This is a genomic window from Paenibacillus lentus (assembly GCF_003931855.1).
Classification (GTDB): Bacteria; Bacillota; Bacilli; order Paenibacillales; family Paenibacillaceae; genus Fontibacillus; species Fontibacillus lentus.
Window position 1 is genome coordinate 2,752,854 of the sequence record NZ_CP034248.1, and the last position, 22,324, is coordinate 2,775,177.

Below are 22,324 nucleotides of genomic sequence, written 5' to 3' on the forward strand. Positions count from 1 at the left end.
TTCGTGAAATGTGTACAGGCATTATAAAAACTTCACAGCGCAAGGGCTGTTGGCAGGGTAAAATACAACATGAGTTAGAAGCAGCAGGAGGGGATCGTTGTGAAGAGAAAACAAATATTCCGTCTGCAGACCACGATTACCTTATTAGTGTGTCTTGTTCTCGCCTTCGTATTGTTGATTATATATTTCATGTTCAGTCAGCAATTCAAAAATCAAACCAGGCGTAATTTAGAAGAAAGGGTTGTTGCCGTATCGCGAACGATGGCTCTTACGCCTTCTGTGCAGGAGGCACTGGGCAACCCGCAAAGTTCATTCAACATTCAACAGTATGCGAATAAGATTCGGCGACTTAACGATGTTGAATTTGTCGTGGTGATTGATATGGAAGGCATCCGTAGATCCCACCCGGTTCCGGAGCTAGTTGGGCAGCATGTTGCTGGAGGAGATGAGCAGCCCGTTCTGTCTCGCGGAGAGCATAAAATTTCAATCGCTGAAGGTACGCTGGGCACTTCTCTGCGGGCATACGTTCCGGTTTTTAATGCGGAGGGTAGCCAGGTCGGAGCGGTTCTGACAGGAGTATTGCTTCGGCGGGTATCCGCAGAAGCATCTAGGAATCAATGGATTCTATATTGGGGACTTGGACTCGGCGGGGGGATCGGTGCCATCGGGGCGTATTTGCTAGCTCGTAAAATTAAACAAACCATTTATGATATGGAGCCGTTCGAAATCGCTAAACTGCTGAAAGAACGAAACGCGATGCTTCAGTCGGCGAAAGAAGGAATTATTGCGGTAGACGAGCATTTGCAGGTTACGCTGCTCAATGAAGAGGGACGCAGATTGTTTAGGCAAGCGGGATTACCTGCCAAGCTAGTGGATGAAGATATTAGGAGCATTTGGCCAGGTTTGGGGTGCGATAAGATATTACGCACAGGCGAGTCTGTTTCAGATGAAGAAGTAGAACTAGGAGCGGTAATCGTACGCGTGAGCAGTGTTCCTATTCTAGTGAACGGAGAGGTTGCGGGAGTCATTGCGACCTTCAGAGATAAGACAGAAATCCGGATGATGAATGAGCGATTATCAGGGCTGTCATCCTACGCAGAAGCATTGCGGGCTCAAGCTCATGAATTTCGAAACAAGCTTCACGTCATCTATGGAATGGCTCACATGGCGTATTACGATCAATTGCAAGCGTATATTTCTGAGACGCTCCAGACGCATGAATCCGAAGTGGGAGCAGTCACAGAGCAAATTAGAGATCAAGTCATGGCCGGGTTCATCTTGGGAAAAATGAGCAGAGCCCGGGAGGCGGGCATTGATTTCGTGCTTCTGAAGCATAGCTCACTACCCGAGCCAAGCCGCAGTGAAGTGATGCATCACTTAATAACGATATTGGGAAATTTATTCGATAATGCAATGGAATCGTTGAAAGCCGAGCATCTCGGCCTTGAAGATCCGCTGATCGAGCTCTCTGTTTGTTATGAAGAACGCACAGGTGAGCTGAATTGTATTATTCGAGATAATGGCAGCGGGATTAGCGAGGAAATCCAAACTGCGATATACGACAAAGGGTTTTCCACCAAAGGAGATGATCGGGGAATGGGACTATATCTCGTCATGCTGAGGGTAAAAGAACTTGGCGGCAGAATAGATTGTCTATCCCGGAGGGGCGAAGGGACTCAATTTACTGTTAGCGTGCCATATGCCGTAAAGGATGCGGTGATATGATCCGTGTACTGATTGTTGAAGATGATCCTATGGTGGCACAGTTTAATCGGTGTTATTTGGAACAGGTCAGTGGATATCAATGCATCGGAGCGGCAGCTTCTGTGGAAGAGGCTGAGGCATTATTAGAAAACGCCAGGCCGGAGCTTATTTTACTTGATTTATTTATGCGAAAAAAGGGCGGTTTCGACCTGCTTAATAAAATACGCAGCAATGATACGAATATCGACGTTATTGTTATATCAGCGGCCCGAGATCCAGAGAGCATTAAGAAGGCATTGCAATATGGCGCAGTTGATTATTTGATTAAGCCCTTCAACTTCTCAAGATTTAAAGCGGCCTTGGAGAGTTATCGAGAAACCTATTACCGCATGAATACACCGGATAGTATAAGCCAAGACGATCTGGATCAGCTTATAGGAAGATCTCCCAATAAAGGGGGGAATACAGCCATGCAAAGCTTGCCAAAAGGCTTGACCTCAGGGACGCTGAAAATATTATGGGAAGCTATTGAGAAGCATGGCCGCAGTTTTTCAACTGAGGAACTCGCACAGCTGTCGGGAATATCACGTGTGTCCGTTCGAAAATATCTTGCTTTTCTACTGGAGATCGGAGTGCTGCAATCAGAGTTGATTTACGGGACAGGGGGAAGGCCCTTGGATAAATTTTGGGTATTTCCGGATAAATCTCAAGTAGTAGAGACGTATTTTTAAAATTTGATTATGGTGCCTTCGGAGACCCTCGTCATTGATTTGCAAATGGCGGGGGTTTTTATTTGGGATTCAGTTGGTAAGGTATCGCCTTTAGTTCTCACAGCTCCTGTTGGCCTTCCCGCTTACATTACTTAAATAACGATTTCAGTACTTACAAAATCTGTTCGAGAGGCGGAAGCATCTATACAATATTAAACATGTGAAAACATGCACAATGTCAAATTGCTGCAACAACAAAATGAAGAGGGGAACAGCATGAAAACAAGACAAGTAAAGAGACTAACGCTTACCATGATTGCAGTGATGATGATGTCGCTCATATTGCCGGCTTGCGGAGGCAAATCAGATGCTGCTGATATCGTCGTGATCGGAGGCGGAGGTGCAGGCATGTCTGCGGCCATTGAGGCGCATAATCTGGGGGCCAAGGTCGTTCTGCTGGAAAAAATGCCAATGCTCGGTGGAAATACGGCTCGGGCTGAAGGTGGGCTGAATGCTGCTGGCACAGAGTATCAGAAGGCGCAAGGGATTGAAGACAGTCCTGAGCTGCATTTTGAAGATACCATGAAGGGCGGGAAAAATGTAAATAACCCGGATCTTGTCAAGGTGTTGACAGATAACGCTGCAGAATCGATTCAATTCCTGAAGAAGAACGGCGCTGAGTTGTCGGAGGTTGGCAAAGCGGGGGGGGCTAGTGTTCCGCGGATTCATCGGCCGGAGGGCGGGGAAGCGGCAGGTAATTTTATGGTGATCGCTCTTAAGAAGAAATTAGAGGAATTGAATGTCGACGTTCGTCTACAGCATAGTGTAACTGAAATCGTGACGGATAAAGAAGGCAACGTCACTGGGGTCAAGGGTGCGGATAAAGAAGGAAAAACATTTGAAATCCAAGCCAAGGCCGTCATTCTGGCGACGGGCGGATTTGGTGCTAACCTGGATATGGTCGTTAAATATAATTCTGATTTAGAAGGATTCGCTACGACGAATGCCCCGGGAGCGCAGGGCGATGGCATACAACTAGCGGAGGCTGTAGGAGCCAAGCTGGTGGATATGAAAGAAATTCAGATTCACCCTACTACCATTCCGGGTGAAGGTGTGCTTATTACGGAAGGGGTCCGGGGAGACGGAGCGATTCTCGTGAACCAGGAAGGGATTCGCTTCACGAACGAGCTCCTGACTAGAGATGTGGTATCTAAGAATATTTTGGCTCAGACCGACAAAATTGCTTATTTGATCTTTAATGATGAGCTTCGCGGGACGTTGAAAGCAACGGATACGTACTTTGAAATGGGGCTTGTCGAAGAAGGGCAGACGATCGCCGAACTGGCGGGCAAAATCAATGTCGATGCTGCTGTTTTAGAGCAAACTGTTCATCGTTACAGCGAGTTTAAAGAGGCGGGCGTGGATGAAGACTTCCAGCGTGATGATATGCGCCTTGATTTCAAGAAGGGCAATTATTATGCCATTAAAGTGACGCCAGGTATTCATCATACTATGGGCGGTGTCATGATTAATACCCAAGCACAGGTGCTGAACGAAGCGGGCAATGCTATTGCAAACCTCTATGCGGCGGGTGAGGTTACGGGTGGTGTTCACGGAGCAAACCGGCTTGGCGGTAATGCGCTGGCTGATATTACGACTTTCGGACGCATTGCTGCTCAGGAAGCCGTGAAATCGCTCGATTAATAGGTTTCAATAATGAAAGAAAGGGGAGGGAGAAACCATGCGTAGATCAGTTAAGAATGTAGGAGCGGCCATGATAGCAGCATTATTTATACTGGCTGGTTGCTCGAGCAGTGGCGGGCAATATATCGATGGAATATATGAGGGCAGCGCTCAAGGGGCCAAAAGCGAAATCAAGGTCTCCGTTGAAGTAAAGGGAGAGAAGATCAGCAAGATCGAAATTGTTGAGCATGGCGAAACGCAAAGCATTGTTGATGCAGCCATTGAAACGACGATTCCGGAAATCATTAAGGAACAATCTACGGAGGATATAGATGTTATATCCGGCGCCTCCAAATCGAGCGAGGCAGTTGTACAAGCGGTGGAAAGCGCGCTTAGCAACGCAAAAAAATAACATCAATCTTAACAAAGGGCACCCAATATCGTTTTCCAACGATAGGGTGCCCTTGTATTGTAAGCAGTCGCGATGTTTATTGGCTAATGGTCGCTGTGATTTCCTCATCCAGCTCTAAGGTGATATCATCCTTAAATGCCCGGATGCCGTATTCCTTGAATACATATTGCATGATCGCCTCAATGATATTCAGCTCGATCAAGTAGCGGCTGCGTCCATTAGCCCATACCTCTCCAGTATAACCTGTATCTTCATCCCAGCTCAGTTCTACTTGGATATCGGTAGGACGCAAGCCGGTTCGATCTGCCGTATGAATGCAAATGGCGTTGATGATTTCATCCATGCTAAGAATCATAAGTTAATATCTTCCTCCACGGTTGTTGTAATCATCGTTGCGCGGACCTTGATAGGTTTGCACCTGTGGCTTCTTGAATCTACGGAAGAGGGCGATGGCTACGACGATGATTAAGTAGATGGCGAACAGGTTAACGGCCAGGCCGAGCAATTCGCCAAAGAAGCCCATGCCTCCGAACAGCCCGCCGAATAGAAGTCCGGCCAATCCACCGACCATCATCCCCTTCATAAAGCTGCCGCCGCCAAAAAATCCGGTTCTGTTATTGTTCACTCCGTTCGTCGTAGAAGTGGACTTGTTCGTCGTGTTGGATTCCGATTTGTTTACTGTGCTTGATTTCTTCGGCGTGTTAGTATAGCTCCGCGGGCCGGATTTAAAGCCGCCACCACGTCTTGCATCGGCGAAATCTGTAGCTGTGAATGCAAAGAATAATGTGAAGACCATAGCGAGCAGTGTCATTTTTTTGAACATACCTAGAGTAAACCTCCTACTGTAAATGTGTGTTTATATAAGAGTATATACGAAATTCCTGAATAATAGTTTCAATTTTTAAAAGAAAGAATCATTTGTATAAAGTACCAATTAATTTTGCATCCTACACAATAAGAAACTGCCTAACCAGCAGATTCAATACATGCCGTAGGAAGGCGAAGGCAGGTGCTTACAGATGGGTGAAAAGAACATTCTCGCTTATTTTAAAAGCCCGGAAGAAGCGGAGGGGGCAGCTCGAAAGCTGCAGGCCCTTCGGGTGGTTGATTTATCCATCGATCGCTTTAGTAAATATCCCGGGGAAGGCTATGATCCCTTGAATCCGATCACCGGCAAAATATCCAGTCTGGCAGCAGTTACACAGGATGGGGAAATAACCAATCCATCGGCAGGTATTTTGGCGGCCGCAGATCCCGCTGCAAGCGGGATGAGCCATGGGGGCCAGGGAGGGCCGACAGGCCATGATATTCTACTCACAGTCGTCGTGGACGAGTCGAGCCATCATCAAGCTCTGCGCATCATTGAAGAAGTAGGCGGCATAACGTAGTCGCAAATATTCGAAGGAGGACAAGAGATCATGAGCGAGCACAAGCGGGACGCAAAACGTCCTTACTCAGCGAAAATATCCGGATCATCCGTTGGACACAATGAGGATGTAGAATTTTCGGAAGAACTGGCCGATCAGGAGGACTGGGAAGCGCTGGAGCGCAGTGAGCGGGCAGATCGTCGTCAACAACAGCGCCGCTAATTGCAGCAATATATAGACGTAAAGAGCAAAAGACCTTATTTGCGGTCTTTTGCTTTTTCTTCTTTATGGATTATATGACCAGCTTCATATCTTATGTAATTGACCGCTGAAAAATGGATTGACAGCATGTTGTCGGCCTTTTAACTTCAAAGCATATAGTCAGGAGGAAAAAGATGATGGACACGATCAAAATAGGTATTATCGGTGCTGGACAAATCGGCAAAGCGCATCTGGAAGAGTACGTAAATATTCCAGGCGTCGAGGTTATTGCTATATGTGATATAAATCTTGATGAGGCTAAGCGGGTGGCGGCCAAGTACAGCGTATCCAAGGTTTATACCGACTACCGGGAAATGCTCCAGCAGCAAAAGCTTGATGCCATCGATGTATGTCTTCATAACAACTATCATATGCCGGTGACAATAGCAGCTCTAGAGGCTGGCATGCATGTATATTGCGAGAAGCCGATCGCGGGCTCTTATGCCGATGGTCTGAAAATGCTGGAGACCGCTAAGGCTTGCGGCAAGCTGCTGCATATTCAATTAGCGCATCTCTTTCATATCGAGACAAGGGTCGCCAAACAATTAATTGATGCAGGCAAGCTAGGCAAGCTGTATCATGCCAGATCCACAGGATTTCGGCGTCGCAACCGACCTTATATCGATGGCTATGGCTCTGCGGCGTTTACGAGGAAAGAAACCGCTGGTGGTGGAGCTTTATACGATATGGGGGTATACCATATTGCCCGCATGCTCTATTTGATGGGCAATCCGAAAGTAGAGCGGATCGTCGGACGCACGTATCAAGAAATGGCGATGGATGAGGAGCGCAGACTTCGTTCCGGATTCGATGTCGAGGAGATGGCCGCTGGATTAGTCTGCCTGGAGGGCGGAATAACGCTGGATATTATCGAGTCCTGGGCGCTGCAGCTCGGCGGCTTGGAGGGCAGCGCGATCGTCGGATCGGAAGGCGGAATCCGCTTGTCTGGAGCTGTGTCGGACAGGGAAAAGCACGGCTTCAGCTTCCACACGACCATCGCCGATTTGGACATGGATTGCACGATAAATTTGGAGCGGGCAGAGTGGCGGCAGCGGATGCTAAGTCGTTATCCAGATGCCTATATCTCTTCTCAGCACCATTGGATTGCAGCCCTACAAGGACAGGTGGCGTTGCTGCCCACGGCAGATATCGCACTCAATACTATGCTAATCAGCGAAGGGCTGTATTACTCTCAACAAATAGGGCGTGAAGTAAGTGCGGAGGAGGTCATACAAGCCTCCAAATCGACTTCAATCGTGCTCTAGCCGCTGTTATATCGGCTTTTTGTTTCCCTTGGTATTATATAGTACAATAAAGGGTATGCGTAGGAACTGAGGAGGATAAAGCAAGATGATCTGGAAGGAAATAACTATAGATACAACAGAAGAAGCAGTAGAGATGATTACCAACTTTTTACATGAAGCGGGAGCTGGTGGTGTAACCATTGAGGAATATGTGGATAACGACAAGCCTAGAGATACCTCCTTGGGACAATGGTTTGAGATTCCTCCCAATGACATTCCTGAGGGAGAGGCTAGAATCAGCGGTTATTTCCCGGATGGGACGGACATAGATTCGGTAATAGCTACCGTGAAGGAACGAATTGCAGAGCTTGCTGAATATGATATCGATGCAGGCCGTGCGAATATTGCCGTGAAGGATGTAAGCGAGGATGACTGGGCAAATAACTGGAAGCAATATTTCAAGCCGATCCGGGTGTCAGAGCAATTGACGATCAAGCCTACCTGGGAGGAGTATGCGCCCGAATCCGAAAAAGAGAAGATCATCGAGCTTGATCCGGGAATGGCCTTCGGAACGGGTACACATCCGACGACATCGCTTTGTTTGCGCACGCTTGAAGGCGTTATCCAGCAAGGGGATGAAGTTATTGACGTTGGGACAGGCTCCGGGATACTTGCCATCGGTGCAAGCAAGCTCGGCGCAGCCCATGTTCTTGCGTTAGATTTAGATCCGGTAGCTGTCTCCAGTGCTTTGGAGAATACGCGACTGAATGGCCTTGAGGATCGGATTACTGTTGTAGAGAGTGATCTGTTATCCGTTTTGAAGCAGGAGGCGGGAGCAGAGCTTAACGTTAAGCTGCCGGTTCGTGTTGTTGTTGCTAATATATTGGCGGAAATCATATTATTGTTCATCGACGATGTCTATGAGGCGCTGCAGCCTGGCGGTTATTATATTGCCTCGGGGATTTACAAGAACAAAGAACAAGCCGTGGAGGAAGCTCTGCTTGCCGCGGGATTTGAGATCAAGGAAACAGCCAGGGAAGAAGAGTGGGTTGCTTTCGTGGCGAGAAAGAGGTAGCCATTCATGGATTTCCTAAATCAGATATTGCGTGTTCCTTTAGATCAGCTGCCCTATTTATTAATTTCGCTGATCATTGCATTTACCGTTCATGAATTTGCCCATGCTTATTTCGCCAACAAGTTTGGTGATCCGACGGCGAGGCTGCAGGGGCGGGTGACGCTTAACCCCGTTGTCCATTTCGATCTGCTCGGAGTGATCTTTCTTCTGATTGCGGGGTTTGGCTGGGCAAGGCCGGTACCCGTCAACCGGGACAATTTTGATAGGCCGCGGCAAATGGGGATTATTGTATCCGCGGCAGGGCCGCTCAGTAACTTGCTGCTCGGCTTTCTCGGAACGATGATTTATACCGCGCTATCTCAATTCGGCATGTTAAACATGATCTCGAACGAAATTTTGTTTATTGCGGTACATAATTTTTTTGGCTATTTTATTATTTTGAATTTTTTTCTATTCTTATTCAACTTAGTACCGTTGCCTCCACTGGATGGCTATCGTCTACTGGAGGATATTGTGCCTGACCACGTTAGAATTAAACTGAAGCAGGTTGAACACTGGTCTATTTTAATATTTTTAGTCATTTTGATCGTTCCGCCGCTTCGGAATATTACGATAGAGCCACTTTGGGACGTAGCAAAACTGATTTATTTCCAATTCGCAAATTTCTTCATTATACTGTTTGGCGGTTAAAATCCCTCCTTTGTTTCGGGTAATAAGTACTGGAATCCATAAATCAAAAGTTGTATGATGTTCTTTGGTGATAAAGGTGAGGTTGATGATAAATGCAGCGCTATTTTATTGATCCCGAACAATTTGGGGACAAGATGGTAAGCATAACCGGCGAAGACGCTCGTCATATCGGCAAAGTGATGCGATCCAAGCCTGAAGATAAGCTGATAGTCAGTGACGGGCTGGCGAGGGAAGCGCTTGTCGAGATCGTAGAGATCGAAGCGCAGCAGGTGACTGCCCGCATCATTGAAATGCTCGAGGCCACCGGTGAGCCGCGCGTTCAGGTTACGTTGGCCCAGAGTCTGCCGAAAGGCGATAAGATGGAGATAGTGATTCAGAAATGCACAGAAATCGGCGCTTCTTCCTTCCTGCCTTTTATGTCGGAACGGACGGTTGTCCAATACGATCCAAAGAAAGAAGAGAAGCGGATGGCCCGCTGGCGTAAAATTGCCAAAGAAGCGGCGGAGCAGGCCCATCGCAGTAAAATTCCAGCGATTGAAGCACCTGTATCTTGGAAGGAACTGCTGGCGAAACTGCCTGAATATGAGCTCGCTTGTGTATGCTATGAGAAGGAGCACGGCCAGCAGTTGCGGGACGTGCTAAAGCCTTTTTTCCAGCGTCTAGGGGATAAGGCGCCTTCAAGGGTGATGATCGTAGTCGGACCCGAAGGCGGTTTCGCAGAGCAAGAGATTGAGCAATTAGAAGCGGCGGGTGCCGTAACCGTAGGCTTGGGCCGAAGAATATTAAGGACAGAGACAGCCGGAATGGCCGCTTTAACTTGCATCATGTATGAAACTGGAGAAATGGGGGAGATTTGAACAATGCCATCCGTTGCTTTTTACACACTCGGCTGCAAAGTCAACTTCTATGATACAGAAGCTATATGGCAGCTTTTCAAAAACGAAGGCTACGAGCAGGTCGATTTCGAACAGACCGCCGATGTATATCTAATAAATACTTGTACAGTCACCAACACAGGGGATAAGAAATCGCGGCAAATTATTCGCCGTGCGATTCGGCGTAATCCCGATGCCATTATTGCGGTTACCGGCTGCTACGCCCAGACATCGCCGGCTGAAATATTGGATATCCCTGGGGTTGATCTTGTTATCGGTACACAGGATCGCGAGAAAATTATGCCCCTAATCGGACAGCTTCAGCAGCAGCGTCTACCTATTAATGCTGTCCGCAATATTATGAAAACTCGAGATTTTGAAGAACTGGATGTGCCGGATTTCGCAGACCGTACGCGCGCTTTTCTTAAAATCCAGGAAGGCTGCAATAACTTCTGTACATTCTGTATCATTCCATGGTCACGAGGATTGTCCCGCAGCCGTGATCCACAGAGTGTCGTGAATCAGGCAAGGCAGCTTGTTGCTGCCGGTTATAAGGAAATCGTACTAACCGGTATTCATACCGGAGGATACGGAGATGATCTGGAAAACTACCGTTTATCCGATCTGCTCTGGGAGCTGGACAAGGTCGAAGGACTAGAGCGGGTAAGAATCAGCTCCATTGAAGCGAGTCAAATTGATGAGAAAATGCTTGAAGTGTTGAAGGGCTCCAGCAAAATGTGCCGGCACTTCCATATTCCGCTGCAAGCAGGCAGCAATGAAGTGCTTAAACGGATGAGACGTAAATACACGATTGAAGAATTTGAGCAAAAGATCAAAATGATCCGTGATTTCATGCCGGATGTGGCCATTACGACGGATATTATTGTTGGCTTCCCAGGGGAGACTGATGAATTGTTCCGGGAAGGCTTCGAAGCGATTAAGCGCATCGGCTTCTCTGAGATGCATGTGTTTCCTTATTCCAAACGGACAGGTACACCTGCGGCGCGGATGGAAGATCAGGTAGACGAGGAAGTGAAGCACGCTCGCGTGCATGAATTGATCGATCTATCGGAAACGATGCAGCTGGCATATGCGCAGAATTTCATCGGGCAAGTGTTGGATATTATTCCGGAGAAGGATGAAAAGGGCGTGTCCGGCGAAGGGTATGCTACTGGATTCAGTGACAACTATTTGCAGGTTCGCTTCGAGGCTCCGGGGGACTTGACCGGGAAAGTATGCCGGGTGAAGCTGACGGAAGCCGGCGTTAATACTTGTGAGGGTCAGCTTGTGCGCATTTTGGAAGATACTCCGAAAGCATTGGCTTAATGGAGGATCATACAGTTAATCATATATTTATCTTCAAGGATTTCACCCCGAAGGGGTGAAGTCCTTGTTGTCCATTGTGGGTGTTATCCCGGGTATGGGGCAAGCAGAGAAGCATGTTTACATAAATGATGTTCCAGGATTAAGGAGGGGTAATGTCATGCCGTCGAAACAAATATCCGCAGGAGGCATCGTCTACCGCAAAGAAGCGGGACAACTGCAAATTCAATTAATAACGGACCGATACGGCAAAATTTCGTTTGCTAAAGGGAAAAGGGAAAACGGAGAGACCATTGAACAAACCGCGCTCCGTGAAATACGGGAGGAAACCGGAATTGTCGGCCGCATCGTCGAACCTATTGATATTATAGCCTATACTTATCATCATCCCCAGCTAGGAGATATTCAAAAAGAAGTGCATTATTATCTTGTAGCAAGCGAAGGCGGCACTCTAAAGCCGCAAACAGAAGAGATTCGCAGTGTAGCCTGGTATGAACCAGAAGTCGCTTGGGAAAGACAATGCAATGCCGGATATGATAATAATGATTTTATTTTAAAAAAGGCGCTTAAATTGTTAGGTGTCCGCATTTAGTCTCTCATTTTAGTCTCGTATTTTGGCGGACGAGATCACTGTTGCCGGTGGGGTGGAATATTCAGGCGGCGAGGTGTTGGCCCGCCCCATCTCGACCATACAGGCAAGTAACAAAAAGGGAGTGCGAGCAATGAACAGGCGACGTTAAAAATCGTCTGCGTATGCGCGATCTGAGAAGCTGGATTACTACTCATCCAGACTGCCGCTGCTTCCAGCCACGGAATTAAGGGCATGAACAGAAATGCGCCAAGAACATTCAGTATTACGTGTGACCAGGCGACAAAACGTCCTGACCGCGAACTGCCGATCGCTGCGATCAGTGGAGTGATGCATGTGCCTACATTGGAGCCAAGCACCATGGCTATGCCGAACTCAATGGGCAGGGTACCTGTAGCAACAAGTCCCATTGTCATGGCAATGACGGCAGCGCTGCTATGGATGAGTGCAGTGAGAAGCCCGCCGGCAATAGCTCCCCATAGGAGGCTGTCGTCTGCATGCTCTAGCAGCCATGCGATTACACCTCGCTGATCTAGCGCGGGGCCGATTGATTGCATCCACTTAATCGCAATCATGATCAGGCTGAAGCCGAATACAGCCAGCGAGCCGAATTGCAGCGGTTTTAATAATTGGGCCCAGGGGGCATCAGTCCGCTGGCGGGGCAGGGCCTCTTCGCTTATTACGGCAGCAGCCCAAACGATAAGCGAGCCGATCAGCAGTGGGATACCTAGACGCGAAATATTTAGAGCGATCAATTCGGTGGTTAGGCAGGTTCCGATATTGCCGCCGAGAATGATGCCGAGTGTCCGGCCGTAAGATAACAGTCCGGCATTAACGAGTCCAATCGTCATGACCGTTATCGCCGTACTGCTCTGCAGTACCGCAGTTACGAACGTGCTGGACAGTAAGCCCGTCCAGGGCGTGCGCGTCGAGGCCTGAAGCAGCTTGATTAATCTAGGGCCGGCCCACGCTTGTAATGAAGCTTCCATGATTTTCATGCCAAGCATAAATAAGGCGAATCCGAACGTCGCTGGGAACACAATTTCGTGAAACATGAGCTCCCTCCTCTGAGATAAAGCTGTACAAGTTACATATATGCCAGGCCGGTGGCTCTCATGCCCGAAGGCGGTCTTTCTCCATTTGGTTATCTATGAAGGATTGCTGGCCGTATGCCTGAGCCTCGGGGAGATGCGATTTAATAATAAGAGGAGTTGGTCAGCTTGCCATCAGTCATTTTGCAACGAAGCCGTAAAAAGCGGCTGGAACAAGGACATCCCTGGATTTTCAACAATGAAATTGAGAGAGTCGAAGGAGATCCTGAGCCGGGGAGCTTAGTCGCTGTACGGGATTGGAGAGGGAAATTTCTGGCGACCGGGTACTACAACCCTGCCTCTCAAATAACGGTGCGGGTCGTATCCTATCAGCCGCTGGAAGCGATGGATGTTGCTTTTTTTACGCAGCGCTTTGAACAATGCTTGGCGCATCGCAGAAGATTTGTACAGGAGGATGCCTACCGGTTCGTGTATGGAGAGGCTGATTTTTTGCCGGGTCTTATTGTTGATCGGTTTGGTGATGTGCTCGTCGTTCAATTGCTTACACTCGGAATGGATCGCTGCCGTGATAGCATTGTACAGGCTCTGGTGTCCGTTCTTCGGCCTGCAGGCATTTATGAGCGCAGCGACGTAGCCATCCGTGCGATGGAAGGCTTGGAAGAGATCAAAGGACCGCTCTATGGCGATCCTCCGCAGCACGTAACGGTTAAGGAGAATGGGCTTTTGATTCAAGTGGATATTTGGCAGGGGCAGAAGACGGGATACTTCTTTGACCAGCGCGAGAATCGCGCCTCGATCGAGCCTTTAATGACGGGCTGGGGAGAGTGGAGCGGCGTGACGATGCAGCAGCTGCCGGCCGACGGCGGAGGCTTCCGCATGGCTCCGGTGAATCGGAAGGGCAAGGAGGTTACCTTCCCGTATTGGGATGGAGCGACAGTGCTGGAATGCTTCTCCCACACCGGGAGTTTTACGCTGCATGCCTGCAAGTATGGCGCAAAGAAAGTGACCTGCCTCGACATTTCCGAGCACGCAATTCAAAGCGCCCGGGAAAATGTCAGGCTGAACGGATTTGAAGACCGTGTGGAATTCGTCGTCGCCGATGCTTTCGAGTATTTGCGCAGCCAGGTCAAGGGGTTGGATGAGCGGCGTGAACGTGCGGCTGATGATGGAAAAGTAGACACTTCGCTCCCGATGACGGCTGGCGGAGGGAGAACCTGGGATGTCGTCATTCTTGATCCGCCTGCCTTTGCCAAGACAAAGGGGGCCGTTAAAGGGGCGTGCAGAGGATATAAAGACATTAACTTGCACGGACTGAAGCTGGTTAATGAGGGAGGTTACCTAGTCACGGCTAGCTGCTCTTACCATATGAAGCCGGAGCTGTTCCTGCAAACCATTCAGGATGCCGCCGTGGATGCCGGTAAGCTGTTAAGACTGATCGATTGGCGAGCCGCCGGGAAAGATCACCCGCAAATTCTGGGCGTCAATGAAGGACACTATTTGAAATTTGCAATTTTTGAAGTGCAGACGAAGACGTTTTAATCGTTCGATCTAGTAATAAAAGGAAAATGATATTTTCTCGACCAACAAGACTTCTGATTTATTCAGAGGTCTTGTTGTGTTATGCGGTGTTTTTATTTAAAATTAACAGAACATACATTCTTGTTTCACGAGTTAACGCTAGGATCGTTATGCTATAATGTAAATTAACCATTTGACCGTGAAAAAAGCTGTGGGTTTAATGCTTTTTTTCTCATAGAACATTAGTGTTAAGGTAATACGCTGTTAGGAGGAGCTTCATGTCACTTCAATTTATTATCGGTCGTTCGGGAAGCGGCAAGAGCAGCTTGGTTTTGGAGCGAATCACCTCCATGCTGAGGTCGGATCCGATCGGGCCTCCGATTATTTTAATCGCCCCAGAACAAGGGACGTTTCAGATCGAGCGTGCGATTGTGCAGTCAAAACAACTTTATGGTACCGTAAGGGCTCAGGTGCTTGGTTTTCACCGTTTAGCCCTGCGGGTTATGCAGGAAACAGGCGGATCGGCACTGATACCGATAAGTGAAGAGGGCAAGAAGATGCTCCTCTACAAAATTATGCGTCGGCATCGGAAAGATCTGAAGCTGTACAAACAGTCGGGCGACCAGCTTGGTTTGATCGACCGGATTAATGCCCTATATAGCGAGCTTAAGAAGTATGATGCTGATTTTGCGTCGCTGGATAAGTTTGGGGAAGTATTGGAGAAAACAGATGGTGACTCGCCGCTTCTGAAGGACAAGCTCCACGATTTAAGCATCATCTATCGCGAATTTGATCAGGAGCTATCCAGGCTCTACATAGATGCTGAGGATCATGTCGTTAAATTGGCTGAGGGAGCGCAGAGTTCATCTTATCTTCGCGGAGCGGACATATGGATTGACGGATTTCAGTCCTTCACCCCGCAGGAATATAAAGCGATTGGCGCGCTCATGTCGGTGGCCTCCTCGATGACCGTATCGCTTACTTTGGATCGGCCTTACGATGATGGAGCTTTGCCGCATGAGCTAAACCTGTTCCATACGACGGCGATTACCTACATGAAGCTCCGTGCACTAGCTGAGGAACACGGTGTTGAACTGAAGGCGGCGGAGGTGCTTGGAACGCGTCCCTTCCCCCGTTTCAAGGATAACGAAATCCTGTCTCATCTGGAATACGCTTATGAGCATCGAATTCCATGGAAGGGATCGGATGCACCCGAGGATTTGGGTTCGTCCTTATCACTACGCTCTGCAGGCAATCGGCGCACGGAAACGGAAGGAGCCGCGCGTGCCATGGTGGCTCTGGCTAGGGAGCAGGGGGCTAGATGGCGGGATATGGCCCTATTCGTTAGAAATTTGGAGGATTATGATCATCTTATTGGGCCGGTGTTTGAGGAATACGGTATTCCTTATTTTCTGGACCAGAAGCGAAGCGTGCTTTATCACCCCATGGTTGAGCTGATACGCGGGGCCATGGATGTTGTATTGAAGTTTTGGAAATATGAAGATGTATTTCGCTGCGTCAAAAGTGAGTTTCTGCTGCCGCTCGATGGCAGCTTGACGCGAAACCATATGGACCAGCTTGAGAATTACGTATTGGCCAGCGGAATTCATGGTTATCGCTGGACGGACGGCCGTCCATGGAAAGGGGCGCCCAGCCTGTCGCTGGATGCCATGGATCATCCGGCAGAGCAAGCGGAGAGCGAGGCAATGCGGCTTCTGGAACGCTGCCGAGAGGCGGTCGTCACGCCGCTAGCCGCATTTGAGACAAGATTGAAGCGGAGCCGCAATGCCCGAGAAATGTGCACTGCCGTCTACAGATTGCTGGAGGACGTTGAGGCAGCCCACCGTCTGGACAAGCTGGCTCATGAAGCTCAGCGCAGGGGACTGCCACAGGAAGCGATGGAGCATCGCCAGCTATGGAATTCTGTCCTTGGTCTTCTCGATCAAATCGTAGAAATGATGGGAGATGAAGAGTTAAGCTTAGACATATTTACTGGAATCATGGAGACGGGCTTGCAGGATCTCAAGCTATCGCTCGTTCCTCCTTCCCTGGATCAGGTGTTGGTTGGGAGTACGGATCGGACGCGCTCCAGTCATGTCAAGCACTTATTCCTGCTCGGAATTAACGAGGGTATTATGCCTGCTAATATACAGGAAGAAAGTGTGCTGAGCGATCAGGAAAGGGTGCGGCTCTCCGAAATAGGCATGGAGCTTGCTCCCGGCCTAACGCGGAGGCTGCTTGATGAGCGCTTCCTCATTTATGAGGCTTTGTCGGCTGCCAGCCATTCTTTATGGCTTAGCTATCCTCTGGCTGATGAAGACGGCAAGGCGCTGCTTCCCTCCGAAGTGATTCGGCATGTGAAAACAATCTTCCCGACGTTATCGGAGCAATTTGTGGCTGAAGCCCCGGCGACGATGGATAGCGAACAGCAGCAGCTGGAGTATGTCAGCCGGCCAGCGCCGACCTTATCGCGGTTAATAGATCAATTACGCTTATGGAGAACCGGTGAGCCTGTATCGCCGCTATGGTGGAGTGTCCTGAGATGGTATAAAGGCCAATCCGAATGGGACGCGAAGGTGACCTATCTGCTTGGCTCGCTGGATTACCGCAATCGGGTTCGCGGACTTACGGCGGCTACGAGCCGCAGATTGTATGGCAAACGTCTTCGCACCAGCGTGTCGAGAATGGAGAAATTTTCGGCATGTCCATTTTCGCATTTCGCGTCTCATGGCTTGAGACTAAAGGAACGGCAAATCTACCGTTTGAAGGCGCCGGATATCGGCCAACTGTTTCATGCGGCGTTGAGCTCGATGGCAATTACGTTTAAGGAGCAGAACCGCAGCTGGGGGAGCCTTACCGCAGAGCAATGCCTGGAGGAAGCGGCGATCGCAGTTGATCGGATTGCACCGAAGCTTCAGGGTGAAATATTGCTAAGTTCAAAGCGTTATGGCTATATCTCCCGCAAGCTCAAAAATATCGTCGGACGTGCCTCCATAATTCTCGGCGAACAATCCAGGCGAGGCAGCTTTGAGCCGATCGGATTGGAGCTAGATTTTGGGCCGGGACAAGCTTTGCCGCCGCTTACGTTCGAGCTCCCGAACGGCTGTGTAATGGAAATCGTCGGGCGTATCGATCGGGTTGACGTGGCGGAGGGGGAGCAGGGGATACTGCTTCGAGTGATCGACTATAAGTCAAGCCAGACGGATTTAAAGCTGCATGAGGTCTATTATGGTCTGTCACTGCAAATGCTGACATATCTCGACGTGCTGCTAACCTCGGCCGAGTCTTGGCTTGGAGAACGCGCTTTGCCCGCGGGCACGCTGTATTTCCATGTTCATAATCCGCTGCTGCAAAGCAGTAATGGCATGCGTCCCGAGCAGGCCGATCTGGAGATGCTGAAACGATTCAAGATGAAGGGGCTATTGCTTGCGGATCGCGATGTCATTTCTAAGATGGACAGTGTGCTAGACAAAGGATATTCCGATATTTTACCGGTTGCTGTCAAAGCGGACGGAGGATTCTACAGCAATGCTTCTGTCGCTACAGAGGAGCAGTGGTATAAGCTGTTACGTTCGGTAAGGCAGAGGATAACTGAAATTGGGACAAGAATTACGGACGGGGACGTACGGATTACGCCCTATCGCATGGGCACAGAAACGGCATGCACCTATTGCGCCTTCAAGCCGGTTTGTCGCTTTGATGAATCGGTGGATGGAGGTTCTTACCATGTACTGAGCAAGCCGGGTAAGGATAAGCTCTGGGAGCTGTTTGAACAAAATGAAGGAGAGGAGGGGCAATGATGAGTAAACCGAAGCCACCAGGCAGCTATTGGAGCGATGATCAGTGGAGAGCGATCTCGCTGTCCGGGAGCAATATGCTGATCGCGGCAGCAGCCGGCTCCGGCAAAACGGCGGTGCTTGTGGAGCGGATTATACAAAAGCTTTGCAATACGGAGCATCCGCTGAGTGTTGACCGCTTGCTTGTCGCTACTTTTACCAAGGCGGCTGCTTCTGAAATGAGGCAGCGTATTCGGGAAGCGCTGGAGAAGGAGCTGGAGCGGGATCCCGGAAATGAGCATCTAGGACGGCAGCTGGCGATGTTGGGCCGTGCTTCGATAACGACCCTTCACTCCTTCTGTATGGAAGTAATCCAAAGATATTATACGTTGATTCCGCTTGATCCGGGATTTCGTATTGCATCTGAGAGCGAAACGGCTCTGCTTCGGCAGGAAGTGCTGGAAGAGCTGTTTGAAGAAAAATATGCGCTTGAGCCGGAGGGCAGCCCCTTTTTGCGGCTAGTTGATTGGTTTGGCGGGGAGCGCGGCGACGATGCCGTGTTTTCGCTTGTCCAGAGACTCTATGATTTCTCGCGAAGCCATCCATGGCCGGATTATTGGCTCCAGCGGGCGGCAGGGGTATTTACTGCTTCGAGCGTTGAGGATTTGGAGAAGAGCGTTTGGGTTAGCAGCATTTTGAACGATACAAAGCTGACGCTGGAGGGGGCTGCACAGCTCCTGCGCCAGGCTCAGACATTGGCCTTGTCTCCCGGCGGCCCGCAGCCTTATGCGGGCACGCTCGAAGAAGACATCGCAATGGTTGAGCATATGCTGGTTTCCGTTAATGAAGGGCAGTGGTCTTCGCTGCATGGACAATTTGATCACATCGTATTCGGGAAGCTGAAGCCCTGCAAGAAGGATCAAACCGATCCTGCGCTGCAGGAGCGGGTTAAAGCGCTTCGTGAGGAAGCGAAGAAGACGATGACCGAGCTGCGTACGCAGCTATTTGGCCGTTCGCCGGAGGCTTTCCTGGAGGAGATGAATCAATTGGCTCCGCTGATGGCTGAGCTGTCTTTATTCGTTACCTCCTTCGCTGAACGATACCGGAAAGAGAAAACGATCAAGGGTTGGCTCGATTTTTCCGATTTGGAGCATTATTGTCTGCAAATTTTACGTCACCCGGACTCGTCGGCGGATAGAGTGGTTCCTTCGGATGCCGCGTTTGAATACCAGCAGCAATTCGAAGAAGTGCTTCTCGATGAATATCAGGATACGAACACGGTGCAGGAGGATATCGTCCGGCTTATTTCGCGGGGAGAGCCAGGCAACCGTTTTATGGTTGGCGATGTGAAGCAGAGTATATATAGATTCAGATTGGCCGAGCCAGGATTATTTCTGCAAAAATACCGGAGCTACGGCGATGACGTAGCGGCGGAAGGGCTTAAAATTGACCTCGCCCGCAATTTCCGCAGCCGTCGGGAAGTGATCGATGCGGTCAACTATTTATTCCGCCAGGTCATGAATGAACGGGTTGCGGAAATATCTTACGATTCACGTTCAGAGCTCGTCTATGGGGAAGGTTATCCTGAGAATGCCGGGGAAGATTACCGCCCTGAGTTGCTCCTGATTGATCGGAGCGCAGATACAGCCGCGGATAGTGAGATGCTGAGATCCGAAGGCGACGGGGAAGGGTCATTGATCGAGGAGGATTTGGCTGATTTGGAGGCAGTTCGCCTGGAAGCTAGGGCAATTGCGGCCAAGATTCGGGAAATGCATCAAAAACCGTTGCGCATTTATGACAAGCACTTGAAGGGATTGCGTCCTGTGGAGTACCGGGATATGGTCATTTTGCTGCGATCAACCCTAACCTGGGCTCCTGCCATGATGGAGGAGCTGAGAAGGGAAGGAATTCCGGCCTATGGAGAATTGAGCCAGGGGTACTTTGAGGCCTCTGAGGTGGAGACGATGTTGTCGCTGCTGAAAGTCATCGATAACCCGATGCAGGATATCCCTTTGGCAGCTGTGCTTCGTTCGCCTCTTTACAATCTATCCGAGGAAGAACTGGCCGAAATTCGATTGGCTTCGCCAAGGAGTAATTACTACGGGGCTCTGCAGGCTTTTATTGCCCGTGATCAAACGCCAGCAGACACTGCGGAAGCTATAGCTATAGCTGCAGGGGAAGCAGATAATATCGGGATGAAATACGATGAGCTGAAGGCTAGGCTAGTCGCCTTTATGGAACAGCTGGAATCATGGAGAAATAGCGCTAGAGAAGGTGAATTGGGCGATCTGATTTGGGATATTTATCGGCAAACGGGATTTTTGGACTGGGTTGGGGGCTTGCCCGGGGGCGGTCAGCGACAGAACAATTTACGAGCGCTGCTTGATCGAGCTAGACAATTTGAGAAATCCTCCGCGTCGCGAGGGCTGTTTCGCTTCTTAAGATATATGACGAGGCTGCGGGAAAGCGGCGGTGATCTCGGAGCAGCAGCTTCTGCCGGCGAGCAGGAAGACGCGGTAAGAATAATGACCATCCATAAAAGCAAAGGGCTGGAGTTCCCGGTTGTTTTTGTGGCGGGATTGTCTAAAATGTTCAATCGGCAGGATTTAAATACGCCATTTTTGATGCATAAGGAAATGGGATACGGACCAAAGTTTGTAGATGAGGCTACGAGAGTGAGCTATCCAACGCTTCCAAACTTGGCGATTCGCCGCCGGGCGCAGCTCGAATTGTTAGCAGAAGAGATCCGGGTGCTGTACGTTGCGCTGACAAGACCGAAAGACAAGCTAATTCTTATTTCATCTGTCAAAAATTTGGCGAAGTCGGTTGAAGCGTGGGGGAATATTCTCGATAGTCGGGATGAGCGGCTTCCGGACTACTTAATCGCTCGTGGGCGCAGTTATCTGGACTGGATCGGCCCTTCGCTCATTCGCCACCCAGCGGCTGAGCAACTGCGGGAATATGCCGGATTGCCGAATCCTGCTTTGGAAGATCAGAACCGCACCGCGCCGGATTGGGTTATCGGCTTCATCGCTGCCGAGCAGTTCATGACCGCTGGTGCCCAAGCAGCAGCAACCAAGACCTGGGCGCCGGAGGAAAAGGCGATGCTGCAAGCACTGGTGTCGGGCGGCCCTGTGCCCATTCGGCCAACGGACGACGCGGAGCTGGACCATGCCGTTCAATCCCGGCTGGATTGGCGTTATCCTTATGAGCTGGCCGGGCGCATTTCGGCCAAAACTTCAGTCACTGAAATGAAGGCGCTGTTGACGCTGCAGGAAGAACCGTCACTAGATTGGTTTGCTGTGGAGGAAGCGCGTGTTGAGCGGCGGAATGCCCTCGAAGAGAAGGTCGAGTATAAGCTGCACTTAAGACGGCCGCGCTTTATGGAGGAGAAGCGGATGACGCCGACCGAACGAGGCACCGCTTATCATGTGCTCATGCAGCATTTACCTTTTGACGGTCAGGCAAGTGAGGATACCGTTCAACTAACACTGCAGCAGCTAGTGGAGAAGCAGATCATGTCCCAGGAACAGAGCAGGGAGATGGATGCTGTGCGGGTTGCTGATTTTTTGCGGAGTCCGCTTGGCGATTTACTTCGACAGGCTGACTGGATCAGACGGGAGATGCCATTTAGCTACGGCTTGTCCGCCGCAGAGGCATATCCGCGCTTTGCTTCGCCTCACGTCGATCCGGATCAACAATCCAAGGCAGCAGGTGGGCTGTCTGTATCCGGCGAACTAGAGGGAACGGAAGCATCGGGACAACTCTCTTTCCAACAGCTTGAGGGCGAGACCGTGCTAATTCAAGGAATTATCGACTGTATATTCGCTGTAGGCGACAAATTATATCTGCTGGACTATAAAAGTGACCGCGTTCTGGAGCATCTTGGGGGCGTGCCCGTCTTAACGGAAACTTATCGCTTTCAGCTTGAGCTGTATGCTAAGGCGATTGAACATATCATGGGGCGCAAGGTAGATGAAAAATGGCTGTACTTTTTCGATCATGGGGAAGCGGTCAAATTATAAAGCCGAGAAGTAGAAGTAGA

The 22,324-nt window shown here is 49.7% G+C and carries 18 protein-coding genes; 15 read left to right on the top strand and 3 right to left on the bottom strand.

Going from position 1 to position 22,324, the window contains the following annotated elements:
* Nucleotides 1-99: 99 nt before the first annotated feature.
* From dcuS to EIM92_RS12210, 4 genes are all read left to right on the top strand, one after another.
* Nucleotides 100-1,725, top strand: coding sequence for a DcuS/MalK family sensor histidine kinase (gene dcuS / locus EIM92_RS12195; RefSeq protein WP_125082863.1), 1,626 nt, complete (start codon nt 100-102; stop codon nt 1,723-1,725).
* Entirely contained in the window at nt 1,722-2,435 is a 714-nt protein-coding gene (locus EIM92_RS12200) for a response regulator (RefSeq protein WP_125082864.1), read from the top strand. Before dcuS ends, EIM92_RS12200 begins: the two co-directional genes overlap by 4 nt.
* Before the next feature lie 255 nt (nt 2,436-2,690).
* Complete coding sequence (locus tag EIM92_RS12205; RefSeq protein WP_125085154.1) at nt 2,691-4,118, top strand: FAD-dependent oxidoreductase; 1,428 nt, start codon at nt 2,691-2,693, stop codon at nt 4,116-4,118.
* Nucleotides 4,119-4,155: 37 nt separating this feature from the next.
* Nucleotides 4,156-4,509: an FMN-binding protein gene (locus tag EIM92_RS12210; protein ID WP_125082865.1), complete on the top strand. Its 354-nt coding sequence runs from the start codon at nt 4,156-4,158 to the stop codon at nt 4,507-4,509.
* A gap of 76 nt (nt 4,510-4,585) precedes the next feature.
* Here the strand turns inward: EIM92_RS12210 and EIM92_RS12215 are convergent, their stop codons facing one another.
* Both EIM92_RS12215 and EIM92_RS12220 read right to left on the bottom strand, forming a co-directional pair.
* Entirely contained in the window at nt 4,586-4,864 is a 279-nt protein-coding gene (locus tag EIM92_RS12215; RefSeq protein ID WP_125082866.1) for a YxcD family protein, read from the bottom strand.
* 3 nt (nt 4,865-4,867) lie between these two features.
* Nucleotides 4,868-5,332, bottom strand: a complete 465-nt coding sequence (locus EIM92_RS12220) for a hypothetical protein (protein WP_125082867.1) — start codon at nt 5,330-5,332, stop codon at nt 4,868-4,870.
* Nucleotides 5,333-5,528: 196 nt separating this feature from the next.
* On the opposite strand from EIM92_RS12220, the gene EIM92_RS12225 reads away from it, so the two are divergent.
* The 8 genes from EIM92_RS12225 to EIM92_RS12260 all read left to right on the top strand — a co-directional run bounded on the left by EIM92_RS12225 (nt 5,529) and on the right by EIM92_RS12260 (nt 11,936).
* The gene (locus EIM92_RS12225; protein WP_125082868.1) at nt 5,529-5,897 is read left to right on the top strand and encodes a hypothetical protein; all 369 of its coding nucleotides are present in this window, start codon (nt 5,529-5,531) and stop codon (nt 5,895-5,897) included.
* Between the two features lie 30 nt (nt 5,898-5,927).
* Nucleotides 5,928-6,098: a YfhD family protein gene (locus EIM92_RS12230; protein ID WP_125082869.1), complete on the top strand. Its 171-nt coding sequence runs from the start codon at nt 5,928-5,930 to the stop codon at nt 6,096-6,098.
* A gap of 173 nt (nt 6,099-6,271) precedes the next feature.
* A complete protein-coding gene (locus tag EIM92_RS12235; RefSeq protein ID WP_342772859.1) occupies nt 6,272-7,402 on the top strand; it encodes a Gfo/Idh/MocA family protein in 1,131 nt (376 codons plus the stop codon).
* 85 nt (nt 7,403-7,487) lie between these two features.
* Nucleotides 7,488-8,456: a 50S ribosomal protein L11 methyltransferase gene (gene prmA / locus EIM92_RS12240; RefSeq protein WP_125082870.1), complete on the top strand. Its 969-nt coding sequence runs from the start codon at nt 7,488-7,490 to the stop codon at nt 8,454-8,456.
* Nucleotides 8,457-8,462: 6 nt separating this feature from the next.
* Nucleotides 8,463-9,146: a site-2 protease family protein gene (locus EIM92_RS12245; protein ID WP_125082871.1), complete on the top strand. Its 684-nt coding sequence runs from the start codon at nt 8,463-8,465 to the stop codon at nt 9,144-9,146.
* Between the two features lie 92 nt (nt 9,147-9,238).
* The gene (locus EIM92_RS12250) at nt 9,239-10,003 is read left to right on the top strand and encodes a 16S rRNA (uracil(1498)-N(3))-methyltransferase (RefSeq protein WP_125082872.1); all 765 of its coding nucleotides are present in this window, start codon (nt 9,239-9,241) and stop codon (nt 10,001-10,003) included.
* Between the two features lie 3 nt (nt 10,004-10,006).
* Complete coding sequence (mtaB, locus tag EIM92_RS12255) at nt 10,007-11,347, top strand: tRNA (N(6)-L-threonylcarbamoyladenosine(37)-C(2))-methylthiotransferase MtaB (RefSeq protein ID WP_125082873.1); 1,341 nt, start codon at nt 10,007-10,009, stop codon at nt 11,345-11,347.
* 157 nt (nt 11,348-11,504) lie between these two features.
* A complete protein-coding gene (locus EIM92_RS12260) occupies nt 11,505-11,936 on the top strand; it encodes an NUDIX hydrolase (RefSeq protein ID WP_125082874.1) in 432 nt (143 codons plus the stop codon).
* 35 nt (nt 11,937-11,971) lie between these two features.
* On the opposite strand, the gene EIM92_RS12265 is transcribed toward EIM92_RS12260, so the two are convergent.
* On the bottom strand, nt 11,972-12,988 hold the full coding sequence (locus EIM92_RS12265; RefSeq protein WP_125082875.1) for a Na/Pi cotransporter family protein: 1,017 nt from the start codon (nt 12,986-12,988) through the stop codon (nt 11,972-11,974).
* A 165-nt stretch (nt 12,989-13,153) separates the two neighbouring features.
* On the opposite strand from EIM92_RS12265, the gene EIM92_RS12270 reads away from it, so the two are divergent.
* The 3 genes from EIM92_RS12270 to addA all read left to right on the top strand — a co-directional run bounded on the left by EIM92_RS12270 (nt 13,154) and on the right by addA (nt 22,304).
* Entirely contained in the window at nt 13,154-14,524 is a 1,371-nt protein-coding gene (locus tag EIM92_RS12270; RefSeq protein ID WP_125082876.1) for a class I SAM-dependent rRNA methyltransferase, read from the top strand.
* 257 nt (nt 14,525-14,781) lie between these two features.
* A complete protein-coding gene (gene addB, locus EIM92_RS12275) occupies nt 14,782-18,303 on the top strand; it encodes a helicase-exonuclease AddAB subunit AddB (RefSeq protein WP_125082877.1) in 3,522 nt (1,173 codons plus the stop codon).
* Nucleotides 18,300-22,304, top strand: coding sequence for a helicase-exonuclease AddAB subunit AddA (gene addA, locus EIM92_RS12280; protein ID WP_125082878.1), 4,005 nt, complete (start codon nt 18,300-18,302; stop codon nt 22,302-22,304). The genes addB and addA overlap by 4 nt, the downstream gene beginning before the upstream one ends.
* Nucleotides 22,305-22,324 lie beyond the last annotated feature (20 nt).